Here is a 24912-nt window from a genome sequence, read left to right as displayed (position 1 = left end):
TGCAGGATAGCGCCGCTGATATGGACTAAACAGTCATCTGTGGGAAAGTGTGAGGCAGGTAACAACCCCCACCCGATGCAGGTGGGGGAGGGAGAATTAATGCGCTTTCACGGCGCCGGCCGTTTTCTGTTTGCACAGATAGCCGATGCCAAGAATGGCTATCCATACCGGGATCAGGTACACCGAGATCGCCATGCCCGGCGTCATCAGCATAATCACCAGTACCGCAGCCATGAAAATCAGGCAGATCCAGTTACCTAGCGGGTAGAGCAGTGCCGGGAAGCGAGTGGCGACGCCCTGCTGCTGCTTTGCTTTGCGGAACTTGATGTGCGCAAGGCTGATCATTGCCCAGTTGATCACCAGTGCGGAAACCACCAGCGCCATCAGCAGGCCAAACGCAGATTCCGGCGCAAGGTAGTTGATCAGTACGCACAGTGCGGTAACCAGTGCGGAGACCAGAATGGTGTTAACCGGCACGCCGCGTTTATCCACGTTCATCAGCGCTTTTGGCGCGTTACCCTGCTGAGCCAGGCCGAACAGCATACGGCTGTTACAGTATACACAGCTGTTATAGACAGAAAGGGCAGCGGTCAGCACCACGATGTTCAGGGCGTTGGCAACAAAGGTGTCACCCAGCTCGTGGAAGATAAGGACAAACGGGCTGGTATCTGCTGTTACGCGCGTCCATGGCATCAGGGAAAGCAGTACCGCCAGGGAGCCTACATAGAAAATCAGGATACGGTAGATGACCTGATTAGTCGCTTTGGGAATGCTTTGTTCCGGGTTATCGGCTTCTGCTGCGGTGATCCCGACCAGTTCCAGACCGCCGAAAGAGAACATGATGATAGCCATCATCATTACCAGCCCGCTGAAGCCGTGTGGCAGGAATCCACCCTGGCTCCACAAGTTGCTGACGCTGGCCTGTGGGCCGCCGTTGCCGCTAAACAGCAGCCAACCGCCGAACAGGATCATTGCAACCACGGCAATGACTTTAATAATGGCGAACCAGAACTCCATCTCACCGAACACTTTTACGTTGGTCAGGTTGATGGCGTTGATGATCACAAAAAAGGCTGCTGCCGAAGCCCATGTTGGGATCTCCGGATACCAGAATTGAATGTATTTACCTACGGCGGTTAGCTCAGCCATGGCAACCAATACGTACAGTACCCAGTAGTTCCAGCCGGAAGAGAAACCGGCAAAGCTCCCCCAGTATTTGTAGGCAAAGTGACTAAAGGAGCCTGCCACCGGCTCTTCCACCACCATTTCACCTAGCTGACGCATAATCAGAAAAGCGATAAATCCGGCGATAGCGTAACCCAGAATAATCCCCGGCCCTGCAGACTGAATAACGGATGCGCTTCCGAGGAATAACCCGGTACCAATCGCGCCACCCAGCGCGATAAGCTGTATATGGCGGTTTTTAAGGCCGCGCTTTAGCTGATCGCCATGCTGTTGACTTTCCATCATGAAACCTCGTGTGTGGTTTTACTCTTCATCTTTCGAGTACTTATATTTTGAACCACGCAGTGACGCGTGTGTAAGTTTGCAATTCCGTTTGTTGTATTAATTTATTTACAGCAATGAATTATGAAATGTTGCCTAAAGACTTTTGTCTTGATCAGAATAATGTTATGCGAGCGCGAATGCACCTGCTTTATGCGGCGTGAGCGACGAGTTGAATAAAAAGAAACCATTTGTAAGCGCGAGTTTATCTACCACAAAATTTCCAATTTGAATTTTTATTCGAAAATAGTGATTGATAAATCGATAAATAAGCAGGTGAATCGGTTCAGATAATATATTTTTTCGTTTCAATTCGGTTAAAACTACCTCGGGATGGGTAAATTTAACATTTGTGCATAGTTACATGTTTGAAACGTTATTTCTGTAATGTTGTTAAAATATGCCTCCTTTACTGATTTCAATCAAAACCTGTATGGACAGAAGGTGAATACTTTGTTACTTTAGCGTCAAGAACATGAAATTGGTAAGACCAATTGACTCCGGGCAAATGGCTTAAGACAGGAAATCATGGCCTACAGCAAAATCCGCCAACCAAAACTCTCCGATGTGATTGAGCAGCAGCTGGAGTTTTTAATTCTTGAGGGGACACTTCGCCCCGGAGAAAAACTCCCACCGGAACGCGAGCTGGCAAAACAGTTCGACGTTTCCCGCCCCTCCTTACGCGAGGCGATCCAACGCCTTGAAGCGAAGGGCTTACTGCTTCGTCGTCAGGGCGGTGGCACTTTTGTTCAGAGCAGCCTGTGGCAGAGCTTTAGCGACCCACTGGTAGAGTTGCTCTCCGACCATCCTGAATCCCAGTTTGACCTGCTTGAGACGCGCCATGCGCTGGAAGGTATTGCGGCTTATTACGCTGCACTGCGCAGCACGGATGAAGACAAAACGCGTATCCGTGAACTCCATCAGGCGATCGAGCTTGCTCAACAGTCCGGCGATCTTGACGGTGAATCTGATGCCGTACTTCAGTATCAAATTGCTGTCACCGAAGCGGCACATAATGTGGTACTGCTCCATTTGCTAAGGTGTATGGAGCCGATGCTGGCCCAGAACGTTCGGCAAAACTTCGAATTGCTGTATGCGCGTCGCGAGATGCTGCCTCTGGTAAGCAGTCACCGTACCCGTATTTTTGAAGCAATTATCGCCGGGAAGCCGGAGGAGGCGCGTGAAGCGTCGCACCGTCACCTGGCATTTATCGAAGAGATTCTGCTGGACAGAAGCCGTGAGGAAAGTCGTCGTGAACGCGCCTTACGCCGCCTGGAGCAACGAAAGAATTAGTGATTTTTCTGGCAGAACGTTAACCAGAAGATGTTGTAAATCAAGCGCGAATGTAAAGCGCGGCAACTAAACGCAGAACCTGTCTTATTGTGCTCTCGCGAGCGAGAACACAATGGGACAGGTTCCAGATAACTCAACGTATTAGATAGATAAGGAATACCCCCATGTCAGAACGTTTCCCAAATGACGTGGATCCGATCGAAACTCGCGACTGGCTACAGGCGATCGAATCGGTCATCCGTGAAGAAGGTGTTGAGCGCGCTCAGTATCTGATCGACCAACTGCTTTCAGAAGCCCGCAAAGGCGGCGTGAAAGTAGCGGCAGGTGCAGGGGCCAGCAATTATGTAAACACTATTGCCGTTGAAGATGAACCGGAATACCCGGGCAATCTGGAGCTGGAACGTCGTATTCGTTCTGCTATCCGCTGGAACGCCATCATGACCGTACTGCGTGCGTCTAAAAAGGATCTTGAGCTGGGTGGCCATATGGCATCCTTCCAGTCCTCCGCAACGGTATATGATGTTTGCTTCAACCACTTCTTCCGTGCACGCAACGAGCAGGACGGTGGCGATCTGGTGTACTTCCAGGGTCACATCTCCCCGGGCATCTACGCACGCGCATTCCTGGAAGGTCGTCTGACTGAAGAGCAGATGAACAACTTCCGTCAGGAAGTCCATGGCAAAGGCCTGTCTTCCTACCCGCATCCGAAACTGATGCCGGAATTCTGGCAGTTCCCGACCGTATCTATGGGTCTGGGTCCAATCGGTGCTATCTACCAGGCTAAATTCCTGAAATATCTGGAACACCGTGGCCTGAAAGATACCTCTAAACAAACCGTTTACGCCTTCCTGGGCGACGGTGAGATGGATGAGCCAGAATCTAAGGGTGCTATCACCATCGCGACCCGTGAAAAACTGGACAACCTGGTCTTCGTTATCAACTGTAACCTGCAGCGTCTTGACGGCCCGGTCACCGGTAACGGCAAGATTGTCAACGAACTGGAAGGCATCTTCGCGGGCGCTGGCTGGAACGTTATCAAAGTCATGTGGGGCGGTCGTTGGGATGAACTGCTGCGTAAAGACACCAGCGGTAAACTGATCCAGCTGATGAACGAAACCGTTGACGGAGACTACCAGACCTTCAAATCCAAAGATGGCGCATACGTACGTGAGCACTTCTTCGGTAAATACCCGGAAACCGCAGCCCTGGTTGCTGACTGGACTGATGAGCAGATTTGGGCTCTGAACCGTGGTGGTCACGATCCGAAGAAAGTCTACGCTGCACTGAAAAAAGCGCAGGAAACCAAAGGCAAAGCAACCGTAATCCTCGCCCATACCATCAAAGGTTACGGCATGGGTGACACCGCCGAAGGTAAAAACATCGCTCACCAGGTTAAGAAAATGAACATGGACGGCGTGCGTTATATCCGCGACCGTTTCAACGTTCCTGTGACCGATGAGCAGGTTGAAAACCTGTCTTACATTACCTTCCCGGAAGGTTCTGAAGAGCACACTTATCTGCACGCTCAGCGTCAGAAACTGCACGGCTACCTGCCTGCTCGTCAGCCGAACTTCACCGAGAAACTGGAACTGCCGGCGCTGGAAGACTTCGGTGCGCTGCTGGAAGAGCAGAACAAAGAAATCTCCACCACTATCGCTTTCGTTCGTGCCCTGAACGTGATGCTGAAGAACAAATCGATCAAAGATCGTCTGGTTCCAATCATCGCTGACGAAGCGCGTACTTTCGGTATGGAAGGTCTGTTCCGTCAGATTGGTATCTACAGCCCGAACGGTCAGCAGTACACCCCGCAGGACCGTGAGCAGGTTGCTTACTATAAAGAAGACGAGAAAGGTCAGATCCTGCAGGAAGGTATCAACGAACTGGGTGCAGGTGCATCCTGGCTGGCTGCTGCGACTTCTTACAGCACCAACGATCTGCCGATGATCCCGTTCTACATCTACTACTCCATGTTCGGGTTCCAGCGTATTGGTGACCTATGCTGGCAGGCAGGCGACCAACAGGCTCGTGGCTTCCTGATTGGTGGTACTTCCGGTCGTACGACGCTGAACGGTGAAGGTCTGCAGCACGAAGATGGTCACAGCCATATTCAGTCTCTGACTATCCCGAACTGTATCTCTTACGATCCGTCTTACGCGTACGAAGTTGCGGTCATCATGCATGATGGTCTGGAGCGTATGTACGGTGAGAAACAAGAGAACGTTTACTACTACATCACCACGCTGAACGAAAACTACCACATGCCGGCAATGCCAGCAGGTGCCGAGGAAGGTATCCGTAAAGGTATCTACAAACTCGAAACCCTTGAAGGTAAGAAAGGCAAAGTTCAGCTGCTGGGCTCCGGTTCTATCCTGCGTCACGTCCGTGAAGCAGCACAGATCCTGGCGAACGACTACGGTGTAGGTTCTGACGTTTACAGCGTAACGTCCTTCACTGAACTGGCACGTGATGGCCAGGATTGTGAGCGCTGGAACATGCTGCACCCGATGGAAACTCCGCGCGTTCCGTACATCGCTCAGGTGATGAACGACGCTCCGGCAGTAGCATCTACTGACTATATGAAACTGTTTGCCGAACAGGTTCGTACTTATGTACCGGCTGATGATTATCGCGTACTGGGTACTGACGGTTTCGGTCGCTCTGACAGCCGTGAAAACCTGCGTCACCACTTCGAAGTTGATGCTTCCTACGTGGTTGTAGCGGCCCTGGGCGAACTGGCTAAACGTGGCGAAATCGATAAGAAAGTGGTTGCAGATGCAATCATCAAATTCAACATCGATGCAGATAAAGTTAACCCGCGTCTGGCGTAAGAGGTAAAAGAATAATGGCTATCGAAATCAATGTACCGGACATCGGGGCTGATGAAGTTGAAATCACCGAGATCCTGGTCAAAGTGGGCGACAAAGTTGAAGCTGAACAGTCGCTGATCACCGTAGAAGGCGACAAAGCCTCTATGGAAGTTCCGTCTCCTCAGGCTGGTATCGTTAAAGAGATCAAAGTCTCTGTTGGCGACAAAACTGAGACCGGCAAACTGATCATGATTTTCGATTCCGCCGACGGTGCAGCAACTGCTGCACCTGCTCCGGCAGAAGAGAAGAAAGCAGCCGCTCCGGCCGCTGCACCAGCTGCAGCTGCGGCAAAAGACGTACATGTACCAGACATCGGCGGTGACGAAGTTGAAGTTACCGAGATCATGGTTAAAGTGGGCGACACCGTTGCGGCTGAACAGTCTCTGATCACCGTTGAAGGTGACAAAGCGTCAATGGAAGTTCCGGCACCGTTCGCGGGTACCGTTAAAGAGATCAAAATCAACACGGGTGACAAAGTGTCTACCGGTTCCCTGATTATGGTCTTCGAAGTGGCGGGCGCAGCGCCTGCTGCTGCACCGGCTCAGGCGGCTGCTCCAGCAGCAGCGGCAGCTCCGGCGGCAACGGGTTCTAAAGAAGTTAACGTACCGGATATCGGCGGTGACGAAGTTGAAGTCACTGAAGTGATGGTTAAAGTGGGCGATAAAATTGCCGCTGAACAGTCACTGATCACCGTTGAAGGCGATAAAGCGTCGATGGAAGTTCCGGCACCGTTCGCGGGTACCGTGAAAGAAATCAAAATCAGCACCGGCGACAAAGTTAAAACCGGTTCTCTGATTATGGTCTTCGAAGTCGAAGGCGCAGCACCTGCTGCGGCACCGGCACAAGCCGCGGCACCGGCTCCGGCCGCTGCACCTGCACAAGCTGCTCCAGCTCCGGCTGCAAAAGCGGAAAGCAAATCTGACTTCGCAGAAAACGACGCTTACGTCCACGCTACTCCGCTGATCCGTCGCCTGGCGCGCGAATTCGGTGTGAACCTGGCGAAAGTGAAAGGTTCTGGCCGTAAAGGTCGTATCCTGCGTGAAGACGTTCAGGCATACGTGAAAGACGCGGTTAAACGTGCTGAAGCTGCTCCGGCAGCCGCTGCTGGCGGCGGTATCCCGGGCATGCTGCCTTGGCCGAAAGTGGACTTCAGCAAGTTTGGTGAAATCGAAGAAGTGGAACTGGGCCGTATCCAGAAAATCTCTGGTGCTAACCTGAGCCGTAACTGGGTGATGATCCCGCACGTTACGCACTTCGATAAGACCGATATCACCGATCTGGAAGCGTTCCGTAAACAGCAGAACGCCGAAGCTGAAAAACGTAAACTGGACGTGAAATTCACCCCAGTAGTCTTCATCATGAAAGCCGTTGCTGCCGCTCTGGAACAGATGCCGCGCTTCAACAGCTCCCTGTCTGAAGACGGTCAGCGCCTGACCCTGAAGAAATACATCAACATCGGTGTAGCGGTTGATACTCCTAATGGTCTGGTTGTTCCGGTCTTCAAAGACGTGAACAAGAAGAGCATTACCGAGCTGTCTCGTGAACTGACCGTGATCTCCAAGAAAGCGCGTGATGGCAAGCTGACCGCTGGCGAAATGCAGGGCGGTTGCTTCACCATCTCCAGCATCGGTGGCCTGGGTACTACCCACTTTGCACCGATTGTGAACGCGCCGGAAGTGGCTATCCTCGGTGTCTCCAAGTCCTCTATGGAGCCAGTGTGGAACGGTAAAGAGTTTATGCCGCGTCTGATGATGCCGATTTCGCTCTCCTTCGACCACCGTGTCATTGACGGTGCAGATGGTGCGCGCTTTATCACCATCATCAACAACATGCTGTCTGACATTCGCCGCCTGGTGATGTAAGCGAAAAAGCCGGCCCGACGGCCGGCTTTTTTCTGGTAATCTCATGAAGTCAGTGAGGTTATTGTGCGAAAGACAAATCGGTTGCCGTTTGTTGTTTCAAAATTGTTAACAATTTTGTAAAATACGGGCGGATAGAACGACCCGCTGGACGACGGGTATAAATTAAGAGGTCATGATGAGCACTGAAATCAAAACTCAGGTCGTGGTACTTGGGGCAGGCCCTGCAGGTTACTCTGCTGCCTTCCGTTGCGCAGATTTAGGTCTGGAGACCGTCATCGTAGAACGTTACAGCACCCTTGGCGGTGTTTGTCTGAACGTCGGCTGTATCCCTTCTAAAGCGCTGCTGCACGTAGCAAAAGTTATCGAAGAAGCCAAAGCACTGGCTGAACACGGTATCGTTTTCGGCGAACCGAAAACCGATATCGACAAGATTCGTACCTGGAAAGAAAAAGTTATCACTCAGCTGACCGGCGGTCTGGCGGGTATGGCCAAAGGCCGTAAAGTGAAAGTGGTTAACGGTCTGGGTAAATTTACCGGGGCAAACACCCTGGAAGTTGAAGGCGAAAACGGCAAAACCGTGATCAACTTCGACAACGCGATCATCGCGGCGGGTTCCCGTCCGATCGAACTGCCATTCATTCCGCATGAAGATCCGCGCGTGTGGGATTCCACCGATGCACTGGAACTGAAAACTGTTCCTAAGCGCCTGCTGGTAATGGGCGGCGGTATCATCGGTCTGGAAATGGGTACCGTGTACCATGCGCTGGGTTCAGAGATTGACGTGGTTGAAATGTTCGACCAGGTTATCCCGGCTGCCGATAAAGACGTGGTGAAAGTCTTCACCAAACGCATCAGCAAGAAATTCAACCTGATGCTGGAAACTAAAGTGACTGCCGTTGAAGCGAAAGAAGACGGTATTTACGTTTCCATGGAAGGCAAAAAAGCGCCTGCTGAAGCACAGCGTTATGATGCCGTACTGGTTGCTATCGGTCGTGTACCGAATGGTAAAAACCTCGACGCGGGCAAAGCTGGCGTTGAAGTTGATGACCGTGGTTTCATCCGTGTTGACAAACAGCTGCGCACCAACGTGCCGCACATCTTTGCTATCGGCGATATCGTCGGTCAGCCGATGCTGGCGCACAAAGGTGTTCACGAAGGTCACGTTGCCGCTGAAGTTATCGCCGGTAAGAAACACTACTTCGATCCGAAAGTTATCCCATCCATTGCCTACACTGAACCAGAAGTTGCATGGGTTGGCCTGACCGAGAAAGAAGCGAAAGAAAAAGGCATCAGCTACGAAACCGCCACCTTCCCGTGGGCTGCTTCTGGCCGTGCTATCGCTTCCGATTGCGCAGACGGTATGACCAAACTGATTTTCGACAAAGAATCTCATCGTGTTATCGGTGGCGCGATTGTCGGTACCAACGGCGGCGAGCTGCTGGGTGAAATCGGTCTGGCGATCGAAATGGGTTGCGACGCTGAAGATATCGCACTGACCATCCACGCGCACCCGACTCTGCATGAGTCCGTGGGCCTGGCGGCAGAAGTGTTCGAAGGTAGCATTACTGACCTGCCAAACCCGAAAGCGAAGAAAAAGTAATCTTCCCGCTTTTGTGAAAACGCCTCTTTGGAGGCGTTTTTTTTGCCTAAAGCTACCCGTTATTTCAGGCAACATGCCGGGTGGCGCTAGCGCTAACCCGGCCTACGGCTTAACCTCGCTTTACGGTGCTACAGGCTGCCAGTTTTTATCCGGATGGAATGTGGTTAACGCCTGCGCTTTCTGTTGCGATGCTTCGCCAAGGTTGGCCTGATAAACATTGTCATCGCCGCTAATCATAAAGCTCATCACCCCGGTGTGCCCGTAACTAATCGGCCACGCAATCATGGCAAAACCACTGGCTTTGTCCGGCAGTATGCGGAAACGATAACCGTGATAGCCTGTACCGGGTTCTTGTGGGCTGAAGGCGGGTCCCAGAGGGCTTGGCGCTTCGCCTGGTGCGACGGGCCAGTAAAGCCCATCTTTTTTACCTTCGCTACTGACAATTTTTTGCGCATACGATTTGTTCAGCGCGTAATAGCTTTGCTGCGCGTCAACGTAGGCGTGCAGTGCTTCGATGGCAGAAAGCTCGTTGCGGCCGATCGTCCGAGTGAGGATCTCCTCCTGGGCTTCGGTCATATCGAACGCCCAGCCTTTGCTGGTTTTTACCATCGGTATGGGTAACTGCCAGTCATCTTGCCCCACGTTGAGATGCGCCATGTTGTCCTGCAGCACAATGTGATGACTCACCTTCCAGTCGCGATTAAAGCGTGCCACCGCTTCCGGATCGGCCCCTTCTGGTGGCAAAAAATGTCGCCAGTTTTCACCCAGTAGCGCCGTGAGCTGCTCTTCATTTTGCTGCGCCACCGCAGCGGCAAATGCACTGGCCGCGTCTTCGGGGGAGGTGAACGCCTGTTGCGCATAGCTCACCAGCGGCAAGGTGAGCAACAGGGCGCTTAACATAATTTTTTTCATCATCGGCTCCGGTTAACGACGGCGAAATTCGTGGTGCTCAGAAAAATTCTCACGTGCCGCAGCGCGCTGCCCGCTGTTGAGGTTGCCCGCGCGACGGCTTTCCTGCCCACGCAGTTGCTGGGACTGCCACGACGGTGAGCGGCTGTCATTCCCGCTGAAGACGTTTGAATGCGTATTCTGACGGGAGGCCAGACGTTGTTGCGAGTTGGATGATTCAACGCGTTGGCGAGCGGTTTCCCTTTGCTGCTGTGAAACCGGATGCTGCTGAGCTTTTGACTTCAGCTCAGAGCGGTGCTGCTGTTGCGTCGTGGATTTATTCAGCGTCTTCTGTGCTGCTTCACGACGGCTGTTGTTTTGTGTTTCGTCATAGCCACGATAGTTATTGCGCTGGGCTATTTGATTTAGCTGTGAAGAGGCGGCTTTGCGTTGAGCATCCCGCGATGTCTGACCCGACAGGTTTGCCGGGGAGGTCTGGCTACGCTGCTGGAACTGCGTCATTGCGGCCTGACGCTGGCTGTCTCGTGTGGCAGCGGTGGTCGGTGTATGTTGAGTGGCGCTTAATCCCCCGCTAACGTTGGTCTGATGAAAACGTTGTGCGACCGCGTCGTTCTGGTAAGGCACGCCGTTACGGTATGCAGGGTTGTGCTGCCAGGCAATGTTTTGCCCTTTCAGGTTTTGTCCGGAGATATGGTTGAAATTGTTAACATCAATATTGATGTTATCTCCGTTGTGCTGGTAGCCATTACCGCCGTGAGGGCCGTCATGGTCATGATAATCATCATCATGGTGATGGTCGTCGTCATCCCAGTCGATGTTACTGAACAGCGCATAGGTCGTCGCAACGCCCAGACTATAGCCGAAACCTTTGACGAAGCTATCGGCAAACTGCTCGCCCGGAGGGGGCGGCAGATAGACAGGTGGGTAGGCGGTATTAGGCCAACTGCCGTAAACAACGGTTGGATTGTAGTTCGGCACATATACCACCTGTGGATCGGTCGGCTCAATTTTGATAACCGTCGAGGTGGGCGCGCTGCTGGTCACTTTCGTCGTTGATGATGACGGTGTCTGAACCACGGTTGTTTTCTGGGTGTTCGTGACCGTTTGCTGCGGTGTGGATTTTAGCGAGCCTGTTTGCTGAGCCAGCAAACGCAGGCGCTGTACGGCATCCATCACGTCCTGTGGCTGTGCCAGAAACGCATTCCCCAGGTTTTGTACCCAGTCAGGGTTTTCGCCCATCAGGGCCATCAGTTGCGGAAATGCCACCAGCGACTTCACGCTGGGGTCCCATGACTGGCCGGACACTGCCTGAATGGCGGCGTCACCTTGCAGTGTCGGATTATCACGCGACCACTGGACTGCCTGCACCACGTTTGACGGATACGTTGAGGCCATCAGCACTTGAGACAGTAACGGGTCAGGGTAGAGCGCAACAGGGGCAACCCACTGATCGAGTTGAGCGGTGGTATACGTGGTTGGCGCCACCGGGGCGACTGCGGGAGCCGCCGCAACGGGCGGTTGAGGCGCTACTGCCGGGGCTGGCTGCGAGGGGGCTTCTGGTGTGCGGCTGTTTACAAACAGCACGCCCGCACCGACAAATAACCCTGCACTGCACGCCAGAGCAATGATATGGGGCTTAAAGGGCAACGTCATTTTATCTCTCCCGACTCATTAAGAATCGTCATAGTCATTATGCCTGCCGCCAGTGGGTGCAGTGTTCCGTGAGTATAAAGAGACAATAGTTTAATTTTTGACGAATCTTGGGATCGTTAACGCAAGTTTATTATCAGGAAGCTAAATATTGTGACTAAACATTGCGGGCGAAATTGTCATTCCCCTTTGCCATTGCGAAGAGCATTAGACCATCCTTAACGATTCAGCCAATTTTTTATGTTGCTTTTTTGTAAACAGATTAACACCCAACGAAAATCCTGTTATTGTGCCTTTTGCGGTACCGGGCATTTACCCTACTAACTGCTGTCTCACAGGAGCGTGAAGAGAATCGCCCATCTACAAAAGCGCCGCATTATGACAATGAGAGCGAGGAGATATCGTCGTGCTAGAAGAATACCGTAAGCACGTAGCTGAGCGTGCTGCCCAGGGGATTGTGCCGAAACCCTTAGACGCAACCCAAATGGCTGCACTTGTCGAGCTGCTGAAGACCCCGCCTGTGGGCGAAGAAGAATTCCTGTTAGACCTGTTGATTAACCGCGTTCCCCCTGGTGTAGATGAAGCCGCTTACGTTAAAGCCGGTTTTCTCGCCGCTGTCGCTAAAGGTGACACTACCTCTCCGCTGATCACGCCAGAAAAAGCCATCGAACTGCTGGGTACCATGCAGGGCGGTTATAACATTCATCCGCTGATTGATGCGCTGGACGATGCAAAACTGGCGCCGATTGCCGCCAAAGCGCTCTCTTCAACGCTGCTGATGTTTGATAACTTCTACGATGTAGAAGAAAAAGCCAAAGCGGGCAATGAATATGCTAAGCAGGTGATGCAGTCCTGGGCTGATGCCGAATGGTTCCTCAACCGTCCTGCTCTGGCTGAAAAAATCACCGTTACCGTCTTCAAAGTGACGGGTGAAACCAACACTGATGACCTGTCTCCGGCCCCGGACGCGTGGTCTCGCCCTGATATTCCGCTGCACGCCCTGGCGATGCTGAAAAACGCCCGTGAAGGTATCGAGCCGGATCAGCCGGGTGTCGTTGGCCCGATCAAACAGATCGAAGCATTACAGAAAAAAGGTTTCCCGCTGGCCTACGTGGGTGACGTTGTGGGTACCGGTTCTTCGCGTAAATCTGCGACCAACTCCGTACTGTGGTTTATGGGCGATGATATCCCTCATGTACCGAACAAGCGCGGTGGTGGCTTGTGTCTGGGTGGCAAAATTGCACCGATCTTCTTCAACACCATGGAAGATGCGGGCGCGCTGCCAATTGAAGTAGACGTAAGCAACCTGAACATGGGCGACGTGATTGACGTTTACCCGTTCAAGGGCGAAGTGCGTAACCACGAAACCAACGAACTGCTGGCTACCTTCGAACTGAAAACCGATGTACTGGTTGACGAAGTGCGCGCCGGTGGCCGTATTCCGCTGATTATCGGTCGTGGTCTGACTACCAAAGCGCGTGAAGCGCTGGGCCTGCCGCACAGTGATGTATTCCGTCAGGCAAAAGATGTAGCGGAAAGCAGCCGTGGTTTCTCTCTGGCACAGAAAATGGTTGGCCGCGCCTGTGGCGTAACCGGCGTCCGTCCGGGTGCCTACTGCGAACCGAAGATGACTTCCGTCGGCTCTCAGGATACCACTGGCCCAATGACCCGTGATGAACTGAAAGACCTGGCGTGCCTGGGCTTCTCTTCTGACCTGGTGATGCAGTCGTTCTGTCATACCGCTGCGTATCCGAAACCCGTTGACGTGACCACCCACCATACTCTGCCTGACTTCATCATGAACCGTGGCGGCGTGTCGCTGCGTCCGGGTGATGGCGTAATCCACTCCTGGCTGAACCGTATGCTGCTGCCGGATACCGTCGGTACCGGTGGTGACTCCCATACCCGTTTCCCAATCGGTATCTCTTTCCCGGCGGGTTCTGGTCTGGTGGCGTTCGCGGCTGCGACTGGCGTGATGCCGCTGGATATGCCGGAATCTGTTCTGGTGCGTTTCAAAGGCAAAATGCAGCCGGGTATCACCCTGCGTGACCTGGTTCATGCCATCCCGCTGTACGCGATTAAACAAGGTCTGCTGACCGTTGAGAAGAAAGGTAAGAAAAACATCTTCTCTGGCCGCATTCTGGAAATTGAAGGTCTGCCGGATCTGAAAGTTGAGCAGGCATTCGAACTGACCGATGCGTCCGCTGAACGTTCCGCTGCCGGTTGTACCATCAAGCTGAACAAAGAGCCAATCGTTGAATACCTCAGCTCCAATATCGTTCTGCTGAAGTGGATGATCGCCGAAGGCTACGGCGACCGTCGTACGCTGGAGCGTCGCATTCAGGGTATGGAAAAATGGCTGGCGGACCCGCAACTGCTGGAAGCCGATGCTGACGCCGAATACGCGGCAGTGATCGACATCGATCTGGCGGATATCAAAGAGCCGATCCTGTGTGCACCGAACGATCCGGACGACGCGCGTCTGCTGTCTGACGTGCAGGGCGAGAAGATCGACGAAGTGTTCATCGGTTCCTGCATGACTAACATTGGTCACTTCCGTGCCGCGGGTAAACTGCTGGATGCGCATAAAGGCCAGTTGCCGACGCGTCTGTGGGTTGCTCCACCAACGCGTATGGATGCGGCACAGCTCACCGAGGAAGGCTATTACAGCGTCTTTGGTAAGAGCGGTGCGCGTATCGAGATCCCGGGCTGTTCACTGTGCATGGGGAACCAGGCGCGTGTGGCAGACGGTGCGACAGTCGTTTCTACCTCGACCCGTAACTTCCCGAACCGTTTAGGTACGGGGGCGAACGTTTACCTGGCTTCTGCAGAGCTGGCGGCGGTTGCTGCGCTGATCGGTAAACTGCCGACGGCGGAAGAGTATCAGACCTATGTGGCGCAGGTAGATAAAACGGCCGTAGATACTTACCGGTATCTGAACTTTGACCAGCTCTCTCAGTACACCGAGAAAGCAGATAGCGTGATTTTCCAGACTGCGGTTTAATTCGCGACCACATTTAGCGTAAAAACGCATCAATGCCCGAAGAAGCTGACTTCTCCGGGCATTTTTATTTCCATTCCTTATACCCGCTACACTTTTTTTCTGCCGCGCTGCTGCGATAATTACAGCAAGGTGCAATGCGGTATTGGCGCATTGCCGGGAGCAGAGGAAGACATTATGGATTACGAATTTCTGCGCGATGTTACCGGGCGGGTTTTGGTGCGTATGTCCATGGGCCATGAAGTTGTGGGGCACTGGTTTAATGAAGAAGTGAAAGATAACCTGGCCTTGCTTGATGAAGTGGAACAGGCGGCGCGTGCGGTAAAAGGCAGTGAACGTTCCTGGCAGCGAGCAGGGCATGAATACACGCTCTGGCTGGATGGCGAAGAGGTTATGGTTCGCGCCAATCAACTGGAGTTCACGGGCGATGAAATGGAAGAGGGAATGAATTACTACGACGAAGAGAGTTTATCTTTGTGCGGCGTTGAAGATTTCTTGCAGGTGGTTGCCGCGTATCGTGAATTTGTGCAACAGCGTTAATTTGCACTCGCCTCTGCCGGGGGCGCTGTGCTTGCCCGGCCTGGCACCACGATGTCATTCTCCGTTCGTAGGCCCGATAAGCGTAGCGCCATCGGGCACGGTGCCTTATTTGACGTAAGCCAACAGGCTTAAGGAGTCGCGCGCCAGCGCTTTGCATTTTTTCGCGACCGGAATCCCAATACCGCTCAAATCGCGATAGCTGTCTTCACCGAGTGCTTTCATATCGAAGGTATCGTAATTACTGAGGTCCCACTGGTTCTGTTGAGCAAAAAAGACCAGTGCGCGACGTATCTGCCCGTTGGGCAAATTCTGGTAGCCACAGTCATTTTTCAGAAAAACAAAAACTGCCGTTAAATCGGCCATATCTTCGGCTTCGGATTCACTAAGCGCGTAGCTATTTGCGCATACTGCCATCAGGCTGCCGAACAAAACTGTTCTGAAAAACGTCTTCATTGCTTCTACCACTGCATCACGGAAATTAAACGTTAGCATACTGCGAGCGAAGCGACGACCTTTATTATCAGCCGTTCACTTGACCTTCCCGTAGGGGGAGGGCTTATGCTTAAAAGATAGCCTGCTTAAGCTGCTGAATATAAGGAAATGAATATGCAACGTCGTGACTTTTTAAAGTACTCCGTGGCGCTGGGCGTCGCGTCAGCTTTACCTTTGTGGAGCCGCACCGTTTTTGCGGCTGACCGTCCTGCGTTACCCATTCCTGACCTGCTAACTGCGGATGCTTCTAATCGCATACAGCTGATTGTGAAAGCTGGGCAGTCGACGTTTGCCGGGAAAACCGCCACCACCTGGGGATATAACGGTAACGTGCTCGGACCCGCGGTAAAACTGAATAAAGGTCAGGCGGTGAGCGTGGATATCCATAATCAACTGGCCGAAGAGACGACGCTGCATTGGCATGGGCTGGAAATCCCTGGAGAAGTCGATGGCGGGCCGCAAGGCGTTATTCCGGCGGGTGGGAAGCGTTCAGTGACCTTTACCCCTGCGCAACGGGCAGCAACCTGTTGGTTCCATCCACATCAACACGGGAAAACCGGACGTCAGGTTGCGATGGGCCTGGCCGGACTGGTGCTGATTGAAGATGACGAGATCCGCAAACTACTGCTACCGAAGCAGTGGGGTATCGACGATGTGCCGGTGATTATTCAGGACAAACAGTTTTCCGCTGACGGACAAATTAATTACCAGTTGGATATGATGACCGCCGCCGTCGGTTGGTTTGGCGATACGCTGCTAACCAATGGGGCGATTTACCCACAACATGCCGCACCACGCGGCTGGTTGCGCCTGCGTCTGCTGAATGGCTGTAATGCACGCTCGCTTAATATCGCGGCTAGCGATAACCGTCCCCTGTATGTGATTGCCAGTGATGGTGGATTGTTAGCTGAGCCGGTTAAAGTGACCGAACTGCCGATGCTGATGGGTGAGCGTTTTGAAGTATTGGTGGATGTGAGCGACGGAAAAGCCTTTGATTTGGTCACTCTGCCGGTGAGCCAGATGGGGATGGCGATCGCGCCATTTGATAAGCCACATCCGGTGATGCGTATTCAACCGCTGCTTATTACCGCTTCCGGGACGCTGCCGGATACATTGACCACCCTGCCAGCGCTGCCTTCTCTGGATGGACTGACGGTGCGTAAACTGCAACTGTCGATGGACCCGATGCTCGACATGATGGGCATGCAGATGCTGATGCAAAAGTATGGCGATCAGGCGATGGCCGGGATGGATCACGGGCAAATGATGGGCCATATGAACAGCAGCAACATGCGTCACGGCAATATGAATCACGGCAATATGGGCAGCATGAAGCAGGGTGATATGAGCAATATGAAACATGGCGGGTCGTTTGATTTCCATAACGCCAATCGGATTAACGGCCTGCCCTTTGATATGAATAAACCGATGTTTGCCGCGACGAAAGGCCAGCATGAACGCTGGGTCATTTCCGGTCAGGGTGACATGATGCTGCATCCGTTCCATATTCACGGCACGCAGTTCCGCATCTTGTCTGAGAATGGCAAAGCGCCAGCCGCGCATCGCGCAGGCTGGAAGGACACCGTGCGTGTCGAAGGTGGCGTCAGCGAGGTGCTGGTGAAGTTTGACCACGATGCGCCGAAAGAACATGCCTATATGGCGCACTGCCATCTGCTGGAGCACGAAGACACCGGCATGATGCTCGGTTTTACGGTTTAAACAACGACATCTCTACGCTTGCCCGGCCAGCAGGATATTTCTTGTCGGCCGGGTCAGGCACATCCCCTGCATATTCTGCCATTGAACATAAAGTAATCGCCTTTGGGGCCGATAATCATCATGTACCCAATGTGAGTTCAATGGATGAAAAAACGTGATTAAAAATATTCGTGTTATTACCGGTATCCTGCTGGTTCTCGCCATTTTCTGTTTACTGCAGGCCGTTACGGGAAGCCTGTTTTATTCTGCGGTAAACAATGACAGGCATAATTTCCAGAACTCAGGCACCCTCAACGCTCAGCAAGAAAATCTGAGTGACAGCGTCAATACGTTGATTAAAACCCGTGTTACGGTGACGCGCGTCGCCATCCGCTTTTTAAAAAATCAGCGCGATCCCGCCTCGTTGGCCGCGATTAACACGCTGCTCAATACCGCCAGTGATTCAATGAAGAAGGCCGAAGGCTATTTCGCCCAGTATCAGGGATTACCACAGGTTACAGGGCAAGATCCGCAGATCGCCAGTGAAATGGAAAAGCAGTATCGCCAGATGCACGAAGTGATGAAATTATCGATTGAGTATCTGCGAGCGAATAACTATCAGGCTTATGGCGATCTTGATGCCCAGAAAGCGCAGGATGAGATGGAAGCGAGCTATGACCACTGGCGAAACGAGAATAATGCGCTGCTGCAGCACGCTGCTGCGGAGAATCAGCTCAGTTTTTCCCGTATGCAGTGGACGCTGGGAGGCATCGTTCTGGTTGTGCTGATCGTTCTGGGCATGATCTGGAGCGGGTTGCAACACATCCTGCTTAAACCGCTGGCGCAGATTATGGAGCATATTCGCGTCATTACCGGTGGCGACTTAACCCATAAGCTTAATGTTGAAGGTCGCAACGAAATGGGCCGACTGGCGATGGGGTTGGAAGAGATGCAACAGTCGCTGATTTCGACAGTCACAGCCGTGCGCAATAGTTCGGAGTCAATTCATACCGGGGCCGCTGAAATATCCTCGGGCAACAATGACCTTTCTTCGCGCACCGAGCAGCAGGCGGCCTCGCTTGAGGAAACTGCCGCCAGCATGGAGCAGTTGACTGCGACAGTGAAGCAGAATACGGACAATGCGAAACAGGCCACCCAATTGGCGAAAAATGCCTCTGATACTGCCGCTCGCGGCGGTCGTGTTGTTGACACCGTTGTTCATACGATGAGTGAAATAGCGGACAGTTCGCAGCAAATCGCGCAGATCACGAACGTTATCGACAGTATTGCATTCCAGACCAACATTCTGGCGCTGAACGCCGCGGTAGAAGCGGCCAGAGCCGGAGAACAGGGGCGCGGTTTTGCGGTCGTAGCAGGTGAAGTCCGGACTCTGGCAAGCCGTAGTGCCCAGGCAGCAAAAGAGATCAAAGCGCTGATTGATAATTCAACCCACTGTGTAGGCATGGGATCGCAGCAGGTTTCGGATGCCGGTAAAACCATGGCAGAAATTGTCGCGGCGGTGACCCGTGTGACCGATATTATGGGCGAAATTGCGTCTGCTTCTGAAGAGCAGAGTCGGGGGATTGAACAGGTTAGCCTCGCGGTTTCGCAGATGGACAGCGTTACCCAGCAAAACGCCGCGCTGGTAGAGGAGTCTGCGGCGGCGGCGGCCTCACTGGAGCAACAGGCCGAGCAGTTGCGGCAGGCCGTTGCGGTATTTCGTATTACCCGCGAGAAGGCGGTGAGTGGGGTACGAAAACCACCGCAGGACGCTCCGCGCCAGGAGCGCGTTGTCTCTACTACCCAGGATCAACATTGGGAAACGTTCTGACCTGAAAAAGTGCGATTTTGCTCACGCTAAAAGCCGGGTTTGTTGCCCGGCTTTTGTGTATTCAGCGCGCGTTAAAATGCGTGCGCAGGTTCTCTGAGTAACTATCAGAGGAATGCGGTCTCTTTGCTGGTATACTTCACCCACTGAATTGTTTGTATGCTGTCGCAAGTTTTGTGCTTAGTGCGAGCCACCGTCTCTCTGTCGGTGTATCAAGGTAAGTGCTTTCTTTCGATTTGCATGATGTGTTAACTGATAAAAATCAGTGAGTTATTTCTTTTATGAAACATACTGTAGAAGTCATGATCCCGGAAGCGGAGATCAAAGCGCGTATTGCCGAACTGGGACGTCAGATTAACGAGCGTTACAAGGACAGCGGCAGTGATATGGTGCTGGTAGGCCTGTTACGCGGTTCATTTATGTTTATGGCTGACCTGTGCCGTGAAGTGCATGTCTCCCACGAAGTCGATTTCATGACCGCCTCCAGCTACGGCAGCGGAATGTCCACCACGCGTGATGTTAAAATCCTCAAAGACCTGGATGAAGACATTCGCGGCAAAGACGTGCTGATTGTTGAAGACATCATCGACTCCGGCAACACGCTGTCAAAAGTGCGTGAAATCCTGAGCCTGCGTGAACCTAAATCTCTGGCGATTTGTACGTTGCTGGATAAACCTTCTCGCCGTGAAGTGAATGTACCGGTCGAGTTTATCGGTTTCTCCATTCCAGATGAGTTCGTGGTTGGCTACGGCATTGACTATGCGCAACGTTATCGCCATCTGCCGTATGTTGGCAAAGTGGTGTTGCTGGACGAGTAATGGGCTGGAGCGCCAGATGGCGCTTCGCTTATCAGGCCTATGGCGCTGATTTGCAGGCCGGGTAAGGCGTAACCGCCACCCGGCAATATCACCTTACTTATGGTTGCTGTGCTTCTGGCTGAGGTTCGACAACCCCTGTCGGTAGCGTTGTTCCAGTGTTTCGCGGCTGGTGGCCGTGACGTCCAGATCGCGCAGCAGACCATCATGAATACCGTAAGCCCATCCGTGAATCGTCACTTTCTGACCGCGTTTCCAGGCTGAACGCATGATTGTCGAATGGCCCAGGTTATAGACCTGCTCCATGACATTCAGTTCGCACAGGGTGTCCATGCGACGTTCCTGCGGCATTTCGCCCAGCAGTGAGCTGTGTTTAAACCAGATATCGCGGATATGCAGCAACCAGTTATCAATCAGCCCTTGTTCTTTATTTTCAATAGCTGCCTGGACGCCGCCGCATCCATAGTGGCCACAAATAATAATGTGTTCCACTTCCAGCACATCCACCGCATACTGAACCACTGAGAGACAGTTCAGGTCGGTGTGAATAACCAGATTAGCCACATTACGGTGAACAAACAGTTCACCGGGTTCAAGACCGGTTAAACGTTCAGCGGGAACGCGGCTATCGGAACATCCAATCCATAGAAAACGCGGATTTTGTGCATGTGTCAGCGTTTCAAAAAATCCGGGATCCTCTTCTATCAGCATCTTTGACCATAGTGCATTGTTGCTGATGAGTGTATCTATGTCTTTCATGGAGTCGTACAACCCGAAGCCAGATAAATTCGATGGGCTAATATAGGGTAACTCCAGCATTATTTAAACTATATATAAAATGTCAGAACGTAAGGTAAGTAAAAAACCATGACCATTGCTCTGGAACTTCAACAACTTAAAAAAACCTATCCCGGTGGCGTTCAGGCGTTGCGGGGCATAGATTTGCAAGTCGAAGCGGGTGATTTCTATGCGCTGCTAGGTCCCAATGGCGCGGGAAAGTCCACCACCATCGGTATTATCAGCTCGCTGGTGAATAAAACCTCCGGGCGGGTGAGCGTCTTCGGGTACGATCTTGATAAAGATACGGTTAACGCCAAGCGTCAGCTTGGGCTGGTGCCGCAGGAGTTCAACTTTAACCCGTTTGAAACCGTGCAGCAGATTGTGGTAAATCAGGCGGGATATTACGGCGTTGAGTATAAAGAGGCGGTTAAACGCAGCGAAATTTATCTAAAACAGCTCGACCTGTGGGAAAAACGCAATGAGCGTGCGCGTATGCTTTCCGGCGGGATGAAGCGCCGCCTGATGATTGCCCGCGCGCTGATGCATGAGCCAAAGTTGCTTATCCTCGATGAACCTACTGCCGGTGTTGATATTGAATTACGCCGCTCAATGTGGGGCTTTTTGAAGGATTTAAACGATAAAGGTACGACGATTATTCTAACCACCCACTACCTCGAAGAAGCGGAAATGCTGTGCCGGAACATCGGCATTATTCAGCACGGTGAGCTGGTAGAAAATACCTCGATGAAGAATCTGCTCTCCAAGCTCAAATCTGAGACGTTTATTCTCGATCTGGCGGCGAAAAGTCCACTGCCTAAGCTGGAAGGCTATCAATACCGTCTGGTTGATACCTCAACGCTGGAAGTTGAAGTTCTGCGCGAGCAGGGGGTGAACAGCGTGTTCTCGCAGCTGAGCGCTCAGGGTATTCAGGTATTGAGTATGCGGAACAAGGCGAACCGGCTGGAAGAGCTGTTTGTTTCTCTGGTTCATGAAAAACAAGGAGATCGCGCATGATGCAGCTTTACTGGGTCGCGCTGAAAAGCATCTGGGCGAAAGAGATCCACCGCTTTATGCGTATCTGGGTGCAAACCCTGGTGCCGCCCGTCATCACCATGACGCTCTATTTTATTATCTTTGGTAATTTGATTGGCTCACGGATCGGTGAAATGCACGGCTTTAGCTACATGCAGTTTATCGTGCCGGGGCTTATTATGATGGCGGTGATTACCAACTCGTATGCCAACGTGGCATCGTCGTTCTTTAGCGCCAAGTTTCAGCGCAACATTGAAGAACTGTTGGTTGCACCGGTACCGACGCACGTAATCATCGCCGGTTTTGTCGGCGGCGGTGTGGCACGCGGTCTGTGTGTGGGCATTCTGGTCACGGCTATCTCACTGTTCTTTGTTCCGTTCCAGGTGCACTCCTGGGTCTTCGTGGCGCTGACGCTGGTGCTGACGGCGGTGCTGTTCTCGCTGGCGGGCTTGCTGAACGCGGTTTTTGCCAAAACCTTTGACGATATCAGTCTGATCCCGACCTTCGTGTTAACGCCGCTGACCTATCTGGGGGGCGTTTTCTATTCGTTAACGCTGTTACCGCCATTCTGGCAGGGACTGTCGCACCTGAACCCGATTGTCTACATGATTAGCGGCTTCCGTTACGGCTTCCTCGGTATTCACGATGTACCATTGGTGACGACCTTCGGTGTGCTGGTGGTGTTTATCGCCGCGTTTTATTTACTGTGCTGGTATCTGATTCAGCGCGGGCGCGGACTGCGCAGCTAATCCCTTTTCCTCTCCCCGAACGGGAGAGGAAACTTTTGATGTTTATCACCCTTACATATTTATCACCCTGATAAACTACTTGCCTGCTAAGGAGGTAGGCGATGTTAGGTTGGGTAATTACCTGTCATGACGATAAGGCACAGGATATGCTGCAGCGTCTGGAAAAAAAGTACGGTCCACAGGTGCAGTGCCTGGCGGTGAGCTTCTGGCGTGGCCTCAGTTCAAATATGCTAAGCCGTATGATGTGCCATGCCCTGCATGCCACAGACTCCGGTGAGGGCGTTATCTTTCTGACGGATATGGCCGGAGCCGCGCCTTACCGCGTGGCTTCGTTAATGAGCCATAAACATCCCCAGTGTGAAGTGATTTCCGGTATCAGCTATCCATTGCTTGAGCGAATGCTTTCGTCGCGAGAATCGATGAGCAGTTCTGCGTTTCGCGATTGTATCGTCGCGCTTGGCGGGCCCGAAGTTTCTAGCCTCTGGCATCAACAACAAAAAAATCCCCCCTTCGTGTTGAAGCATGATTTGTATGCGTGTTAATCATTGGTATTGATGGCGCTTTTGCTACAATAGCCGGGGTTTCTCGCCTCGGTTATCGTATATGGTGATGCGCGCTCTGTTGGTTCTGTTACTCCTGGTCTCCGGTTGCGTTGCTGCGGCGTTGCCTGCTCGCTATATGCAAACCACTGAAGCGGCTGCCGTTTGGGCGCAGATTGGCAACAAGATGGTGACGGTTGGGAATATTCGCGCCGGTCAAATCCTCTCAGTAGAACCGATAGCCGCTGACTACTATGAATTCTCCTTTGGCTTTGGTACCGGGTTTATCGATAAGGGACACCTGGAGCCTGTTCAGGGCCGGCAGAAGGTTGACGATGGTTTAGGCGACCTCAACAAGCCGCTCAGCAATCAAAGCCTGCTAACCTGGAAAGACACGCCGGTTTATAATGCCCCGGACGTCGGGAGTGCACCGTTTGGCGTACTGGCGGACAACCTGCGCTATCCCATCATTAGTAAGCTCAAAGACCGACTTAATCAGACCTGGTTTCAGATCCGCATTGGTGGCAGGCTGGCTTATATCAGCGCGCTGGATGCGCAGGAAGACCACGGTATTCCCGTGTTGACCTACCATCATATTCTGCGTGATGAAGAGAATACCCGTTTTCGCCACACCTCCACGACGACCTCTGTGCGTGCGTTCAGTAACCAAATGGCCTGGCTAAGGGATCGTGGTTACACCACGTTGACGATGTATCAACTGGAAGGCTACGTGCAGAATAAAATGAACCTGCCTGCACGGGCTGTTGTGCTGACGTTCGACGATGGCCTGAAGTCGGTCAGCCGTTATGCTTATCCTGTCCTCAGGCAGTACGGGATGAAAGCGACAGCATTTATTATTTCGTCGCGTATTAAGCGCCATCCCCAGAAGTGGGATCCGAAATCGCTGCAGTTTATGAGCCTCTCCGAACTGAACGAGATAAGGGACGTGTTCGACTTCCAGTCACATACCCATTTTTTGCACCGGGTAGATGCCAATCACCGGCCGATCCTGCTGAGTCGCAGTTATCACAATATTCTGTTTGATTTTGCGCGTTCGCGGCGGGCGCTTGCTCAGTTTAACCCCCATGTTATTTATCTTTCGTATCCGTTTGGCGGCTATAACGCAATAGCCGTCAATGCGGCAAAAGAGGCAGGGTTCCACATGGCGGTCACGACGGTGAGAGGGAAGGTGAAGCCTGGGGATAATCCGTACTTATTGAAACGCCTCTATATTTTAAGAACGGATTCACTGGAAACGATGTCGCGGCTGATCAGCAATCAGCCGCAGGGGTAGGGCTATCAGGCAACCTGTACTGGAATGGCTTTTGCGGTGCGCTTCATTTCGTTATCGCCTTCAAAGTAAGCCACTTTCGGGCGCCATGTACGGGCTTCTTCATCAGACATGGTGACGAAGCTGGCGATAATCACAATGTCACCCACATCAGCACAGTGTGCAGCCGCACCGTTCACCGAGATGATTTTGGAGCCGCGTTCAGCCGCAATCGCATAGGTTGAGAAACGTTTCCCATTCGTCACGTTCCAGATATCAATAGCTTCGTTTTCCAGAATACCGGAGGCATCAAGGAAATCCTGGTCGATGGCGCAGGAGCCTTCGTAATGCAGGTCCGCCTGCGTGACTTTTACGCGGTGGAGCTTGCCTTGCAGCATGGTGCGAATCATAACGTCTATACCCTGTCGTTTACCTTGGCTAAGCAGGCGCAACAGGCCTGCTTTGAGAAATTTCTCAGGCA

The 24912-nt window shown here is 52.5% G+C and carries 19 protein-coding genes; 13 read left to right on the top strand and 6 right to left on the bottom strand.

Going from position 1 to position 24912, the window contains the following annotated elements; translation table 11 throughout:
- Positions 1-96: 96 nt before the first annotated feature.
- Entirely contained in the window at positions 97-1470 is a 1374-nt protein-coding gene (aroP, locus tag FDX19_RS17585; protein WP_170974398.1) for an aromatic amino acid transporter AroP, read from the bottom strand.
- 564 nt (positions 1471-2034) lie between these two features.
- Here aroP and pdhR point away from each other — a divergent pair.
- The 4 genes from pdhR (at position 2035) to lpdA (ending at position 9128) form a co-directional block, all read left to right on the top strand.
- Entirely contained in the window at positions 2035-2799 is a 765-nt protein-coding gene (gene pdhR, locus FDX19_RS17580; RefSeq protein ID WP_137383704.1) for a pyruvate dehydrogenase complex transcriptional repressor PdhR, read from the top strand.
- A gap of 164 nt (positions 2800-2963) precedes the next feature.
- Positions 2964-5627, top strand: coding sequence for a pyruvate dehydrogenase (acetyl-transferring), homodimeric type (gene aceE, locus FDX19_RS17575; RefSeq protein WP_114683482.1), 2664 nt, complete (start codon positions 2964-2966; stop codon positions 5625-5627).
- Between the two features lie 14 nt (positions 5628-5641).
- Positions 5642-7528 (top strand): pyruvate dehydrogenase complex dihydrolipoyllysine-residue acetyltransferase, encoded by a 1887-nt coding sequence (gene aceF, locus FDX19_RS17570; protein WP_137383703.1) that lies wholly within the window; start codon positions 5642-5644, stop codon positions 7526-7528.
- A gap of 175 nt (positions 7529-7703) precedes the next feature.
- Positions 7704-9128 (top strand): dihydrolipoyl dehydrogenase, encoded by a 1425-nt coding sequence (gene lpdA, locus FDX19_RS17565; protein WP_003018686.1) that lies wholly within the window; start codon positions 7704-7706, stop codon positions 9126-9128.
- Positions 9129-9248: 120 nt separating this feature from the next.
- On the opposite strand, the gene FDX19_RS17560 is transcribed toward lpdA, so the two are convergent.
- Positions 9249-10043 (bottom strand): DUF2950 family protein, encoded by a 795-nt coding sequence (locus FDX19_RS17560; protein ID WP_137383702.1) that lies wholly within the window; start codon positions 10041-10043, stop codon positions 9249-9251.
- A 9-nt stretch (positions 10044-10052) separates the two neighbouring features.
- Entirely contained in the window at positions 10053-11690 is a 1638-nt protein-coding gene (locus FDX19_RS17555; protein ID WP_137383701.1) for a DUF3300 domain-containing protein, read from the bottom strand.
- A gap of 403 nt (positions 11691-12093) precedes the next feature.
- Between FDX19_RS17555 and acnB the strand changes: the two genes are divergently transcribed.
- Positions 12094-14691: a bifunctional aconitate hydratase 2/2-methylisocitrate dehydratase gene (acnB, locus tag FDX19_RS17550; RefSeq protein WP_137383700.1), complete on the top strand. Its 2598-nt coding sequence runs from the start codon at positions 12094-12096 to the stop codon at positions 14689-14691.
- Between the two features lie 174 nt (positions 14692-14865).
- Positions 14866-15228, top strand: a complete 363-nt coding sequence (gene yacL, locus FDX19_RS17545) for a protein YacL (RefSeq protein ID WP_137383699.1) — start codon at positions 14866-14868, stop codon at positions 15226-15228.
- A 105-nt stretch (positions 15229-15333) separates the two neighbouring features.
- Here yacL and FDX19_RS17540 read toward each other — a convergent pair whose 3' ends face one another.
- Complete coding sequence (locus tag FDX19_RS17540) at positions 15334-15681, bottom strand: YacC family pilotin-like protein (RefSeq protein WP_001295568.1); 348 nt, start codon at positions 15679-15681, stop codon at positions 15334-15336.
- Between the two features lie 153 nt (positions 15682-15834).
- Between FDX19_RS17540 and cueO the strand changes: the two genes are divergently transcribed.
- The 3 genes from cueO (at position 15835) to hpt (ending at position 20064) form a co-directional block, all read left to right on the top strand.
- Complete coding sequence (gene cueO, locus FDX19_RS17535) at positions 15835-17439, top strand: multicopper oxidase CueO (protein ID WP_137383698.1); 1605 nt, start codon at positions 15835-15837, stop codon at positions 17437-17439.
- A gap of 154 nt (positions 17440-17593) precedes the next feature.
- On the top strand, positions 17594-19249 hold the full coding sequence (locus FDX19_RS17530; protein ID WP_137383697.1) for a methyl-accepting chemotaxis protein: 1656 nt from the start codon (positions 17594-17596) through the stop codon (positions 19247-19249).
- A 278-nt stretch (positions 19250-19527) separates the two neighbouring features.
- Positions 19528-20064, top strand: a complete 537-nt coding sequence (gene hpt / locus FDX19_RS17525) for a hypoxanthine phosphoribosyltransferase (protein WP_003018658.1) — start codon at positions 19528-19530, stop codon at positions 20062-20064.
- 93 nt (positions 20065-20157) lie between these two features.
- On the opposite strand, the gene can is transcribed toward hpt, so the two are convergent.
- Positions 20158-20820: a carbonate dehydratase gene (gene can, locus FDX19_RS17520; RefSeq protein WP_008786227.1), complete on the bottom strand. Its 663-nt coding sequence runs from the start codon at positions 20818-20820 to the stop codon at positions 20158-20160.
- Between the two features lie 108 nt (positions 20821-20928).
- Between can and FDX19_RS17515 the strand changes: the two genes are divergently transcribed.
- From FDX19_RS17515 to FDX19_RS17500, 4 genes are all read left to right on the top strand, one after another.
- Positions 20929-21855, top strand: a complete 927-nt coding sequence (locus tag FDX19_RS17515; protein WP_048212670.1) for an ABC transporter ATP-binding protein — start codon at positions 20929-20931, stop codon at positions 21853-21855.
- On the top strand, positions 21852-22622 hold the full coding sequence (locus FDX19_RS17510) for an ABC transporter permease (RefSeq protein ID WP_003829467.1): 771 nt from the start codon (positions 21852-21854) through the stop codon (positions 22620-22622). Before FDX19_RS17515 ends, FDX19_RS17510 begins: the two co-directional genes overlap by 4 nt.
- Positions 22623-22723: 101 nt before the next feature.
- Entirely contained in the window at positions 22724-23164 is a 441-nt protein-coding gene (locus tag FDX19_RS17505) for a PTS sugar transporter subunit IIA (protein WP_137383696.1), read from the top strand.
- A 61-nt stretch (positions 23165-23225) separates the two neighbouring features.
- Complete coding sequence (locus FDX19_RS17500; protein ID WP_137383695.1) at positions 23226-24455, top strand: polysaccharide deacetylase family protein; 1230 nt, start codon at positions 23226-23228, stop codon at positions 24453-24455.
- Between the two features lie 5 nt (positions 24456-24460).
- Here the strand turns inward: FDX19_RS17500 and panD are convergent, their stop codons facing one another.
- On the bottom strand, positions 24461-24841 hold the full coding sequence (gene panD / locus FDX19_RS17495; RefSeq protein WP_137383694.1) for an aspartate 1-decarboxylase: 381 nt from the start codon (positions 24839-24841) through the stop codon (positions 24461-24463).
- Positions 24842-24912: the final 71 nt, after the last annotated feature.

The organism is Citrobacter sp. wls619 (assembly GCF_005281345.1).
GTDB lineage: Bacteria > Pseudomonadota > Gammaproteobacteria > Enterobacterales > Enterobacteriaceae > Citrobacter.
This window is presented reverse-complemented; position numbering and strand designations above follow the sequence as displayed.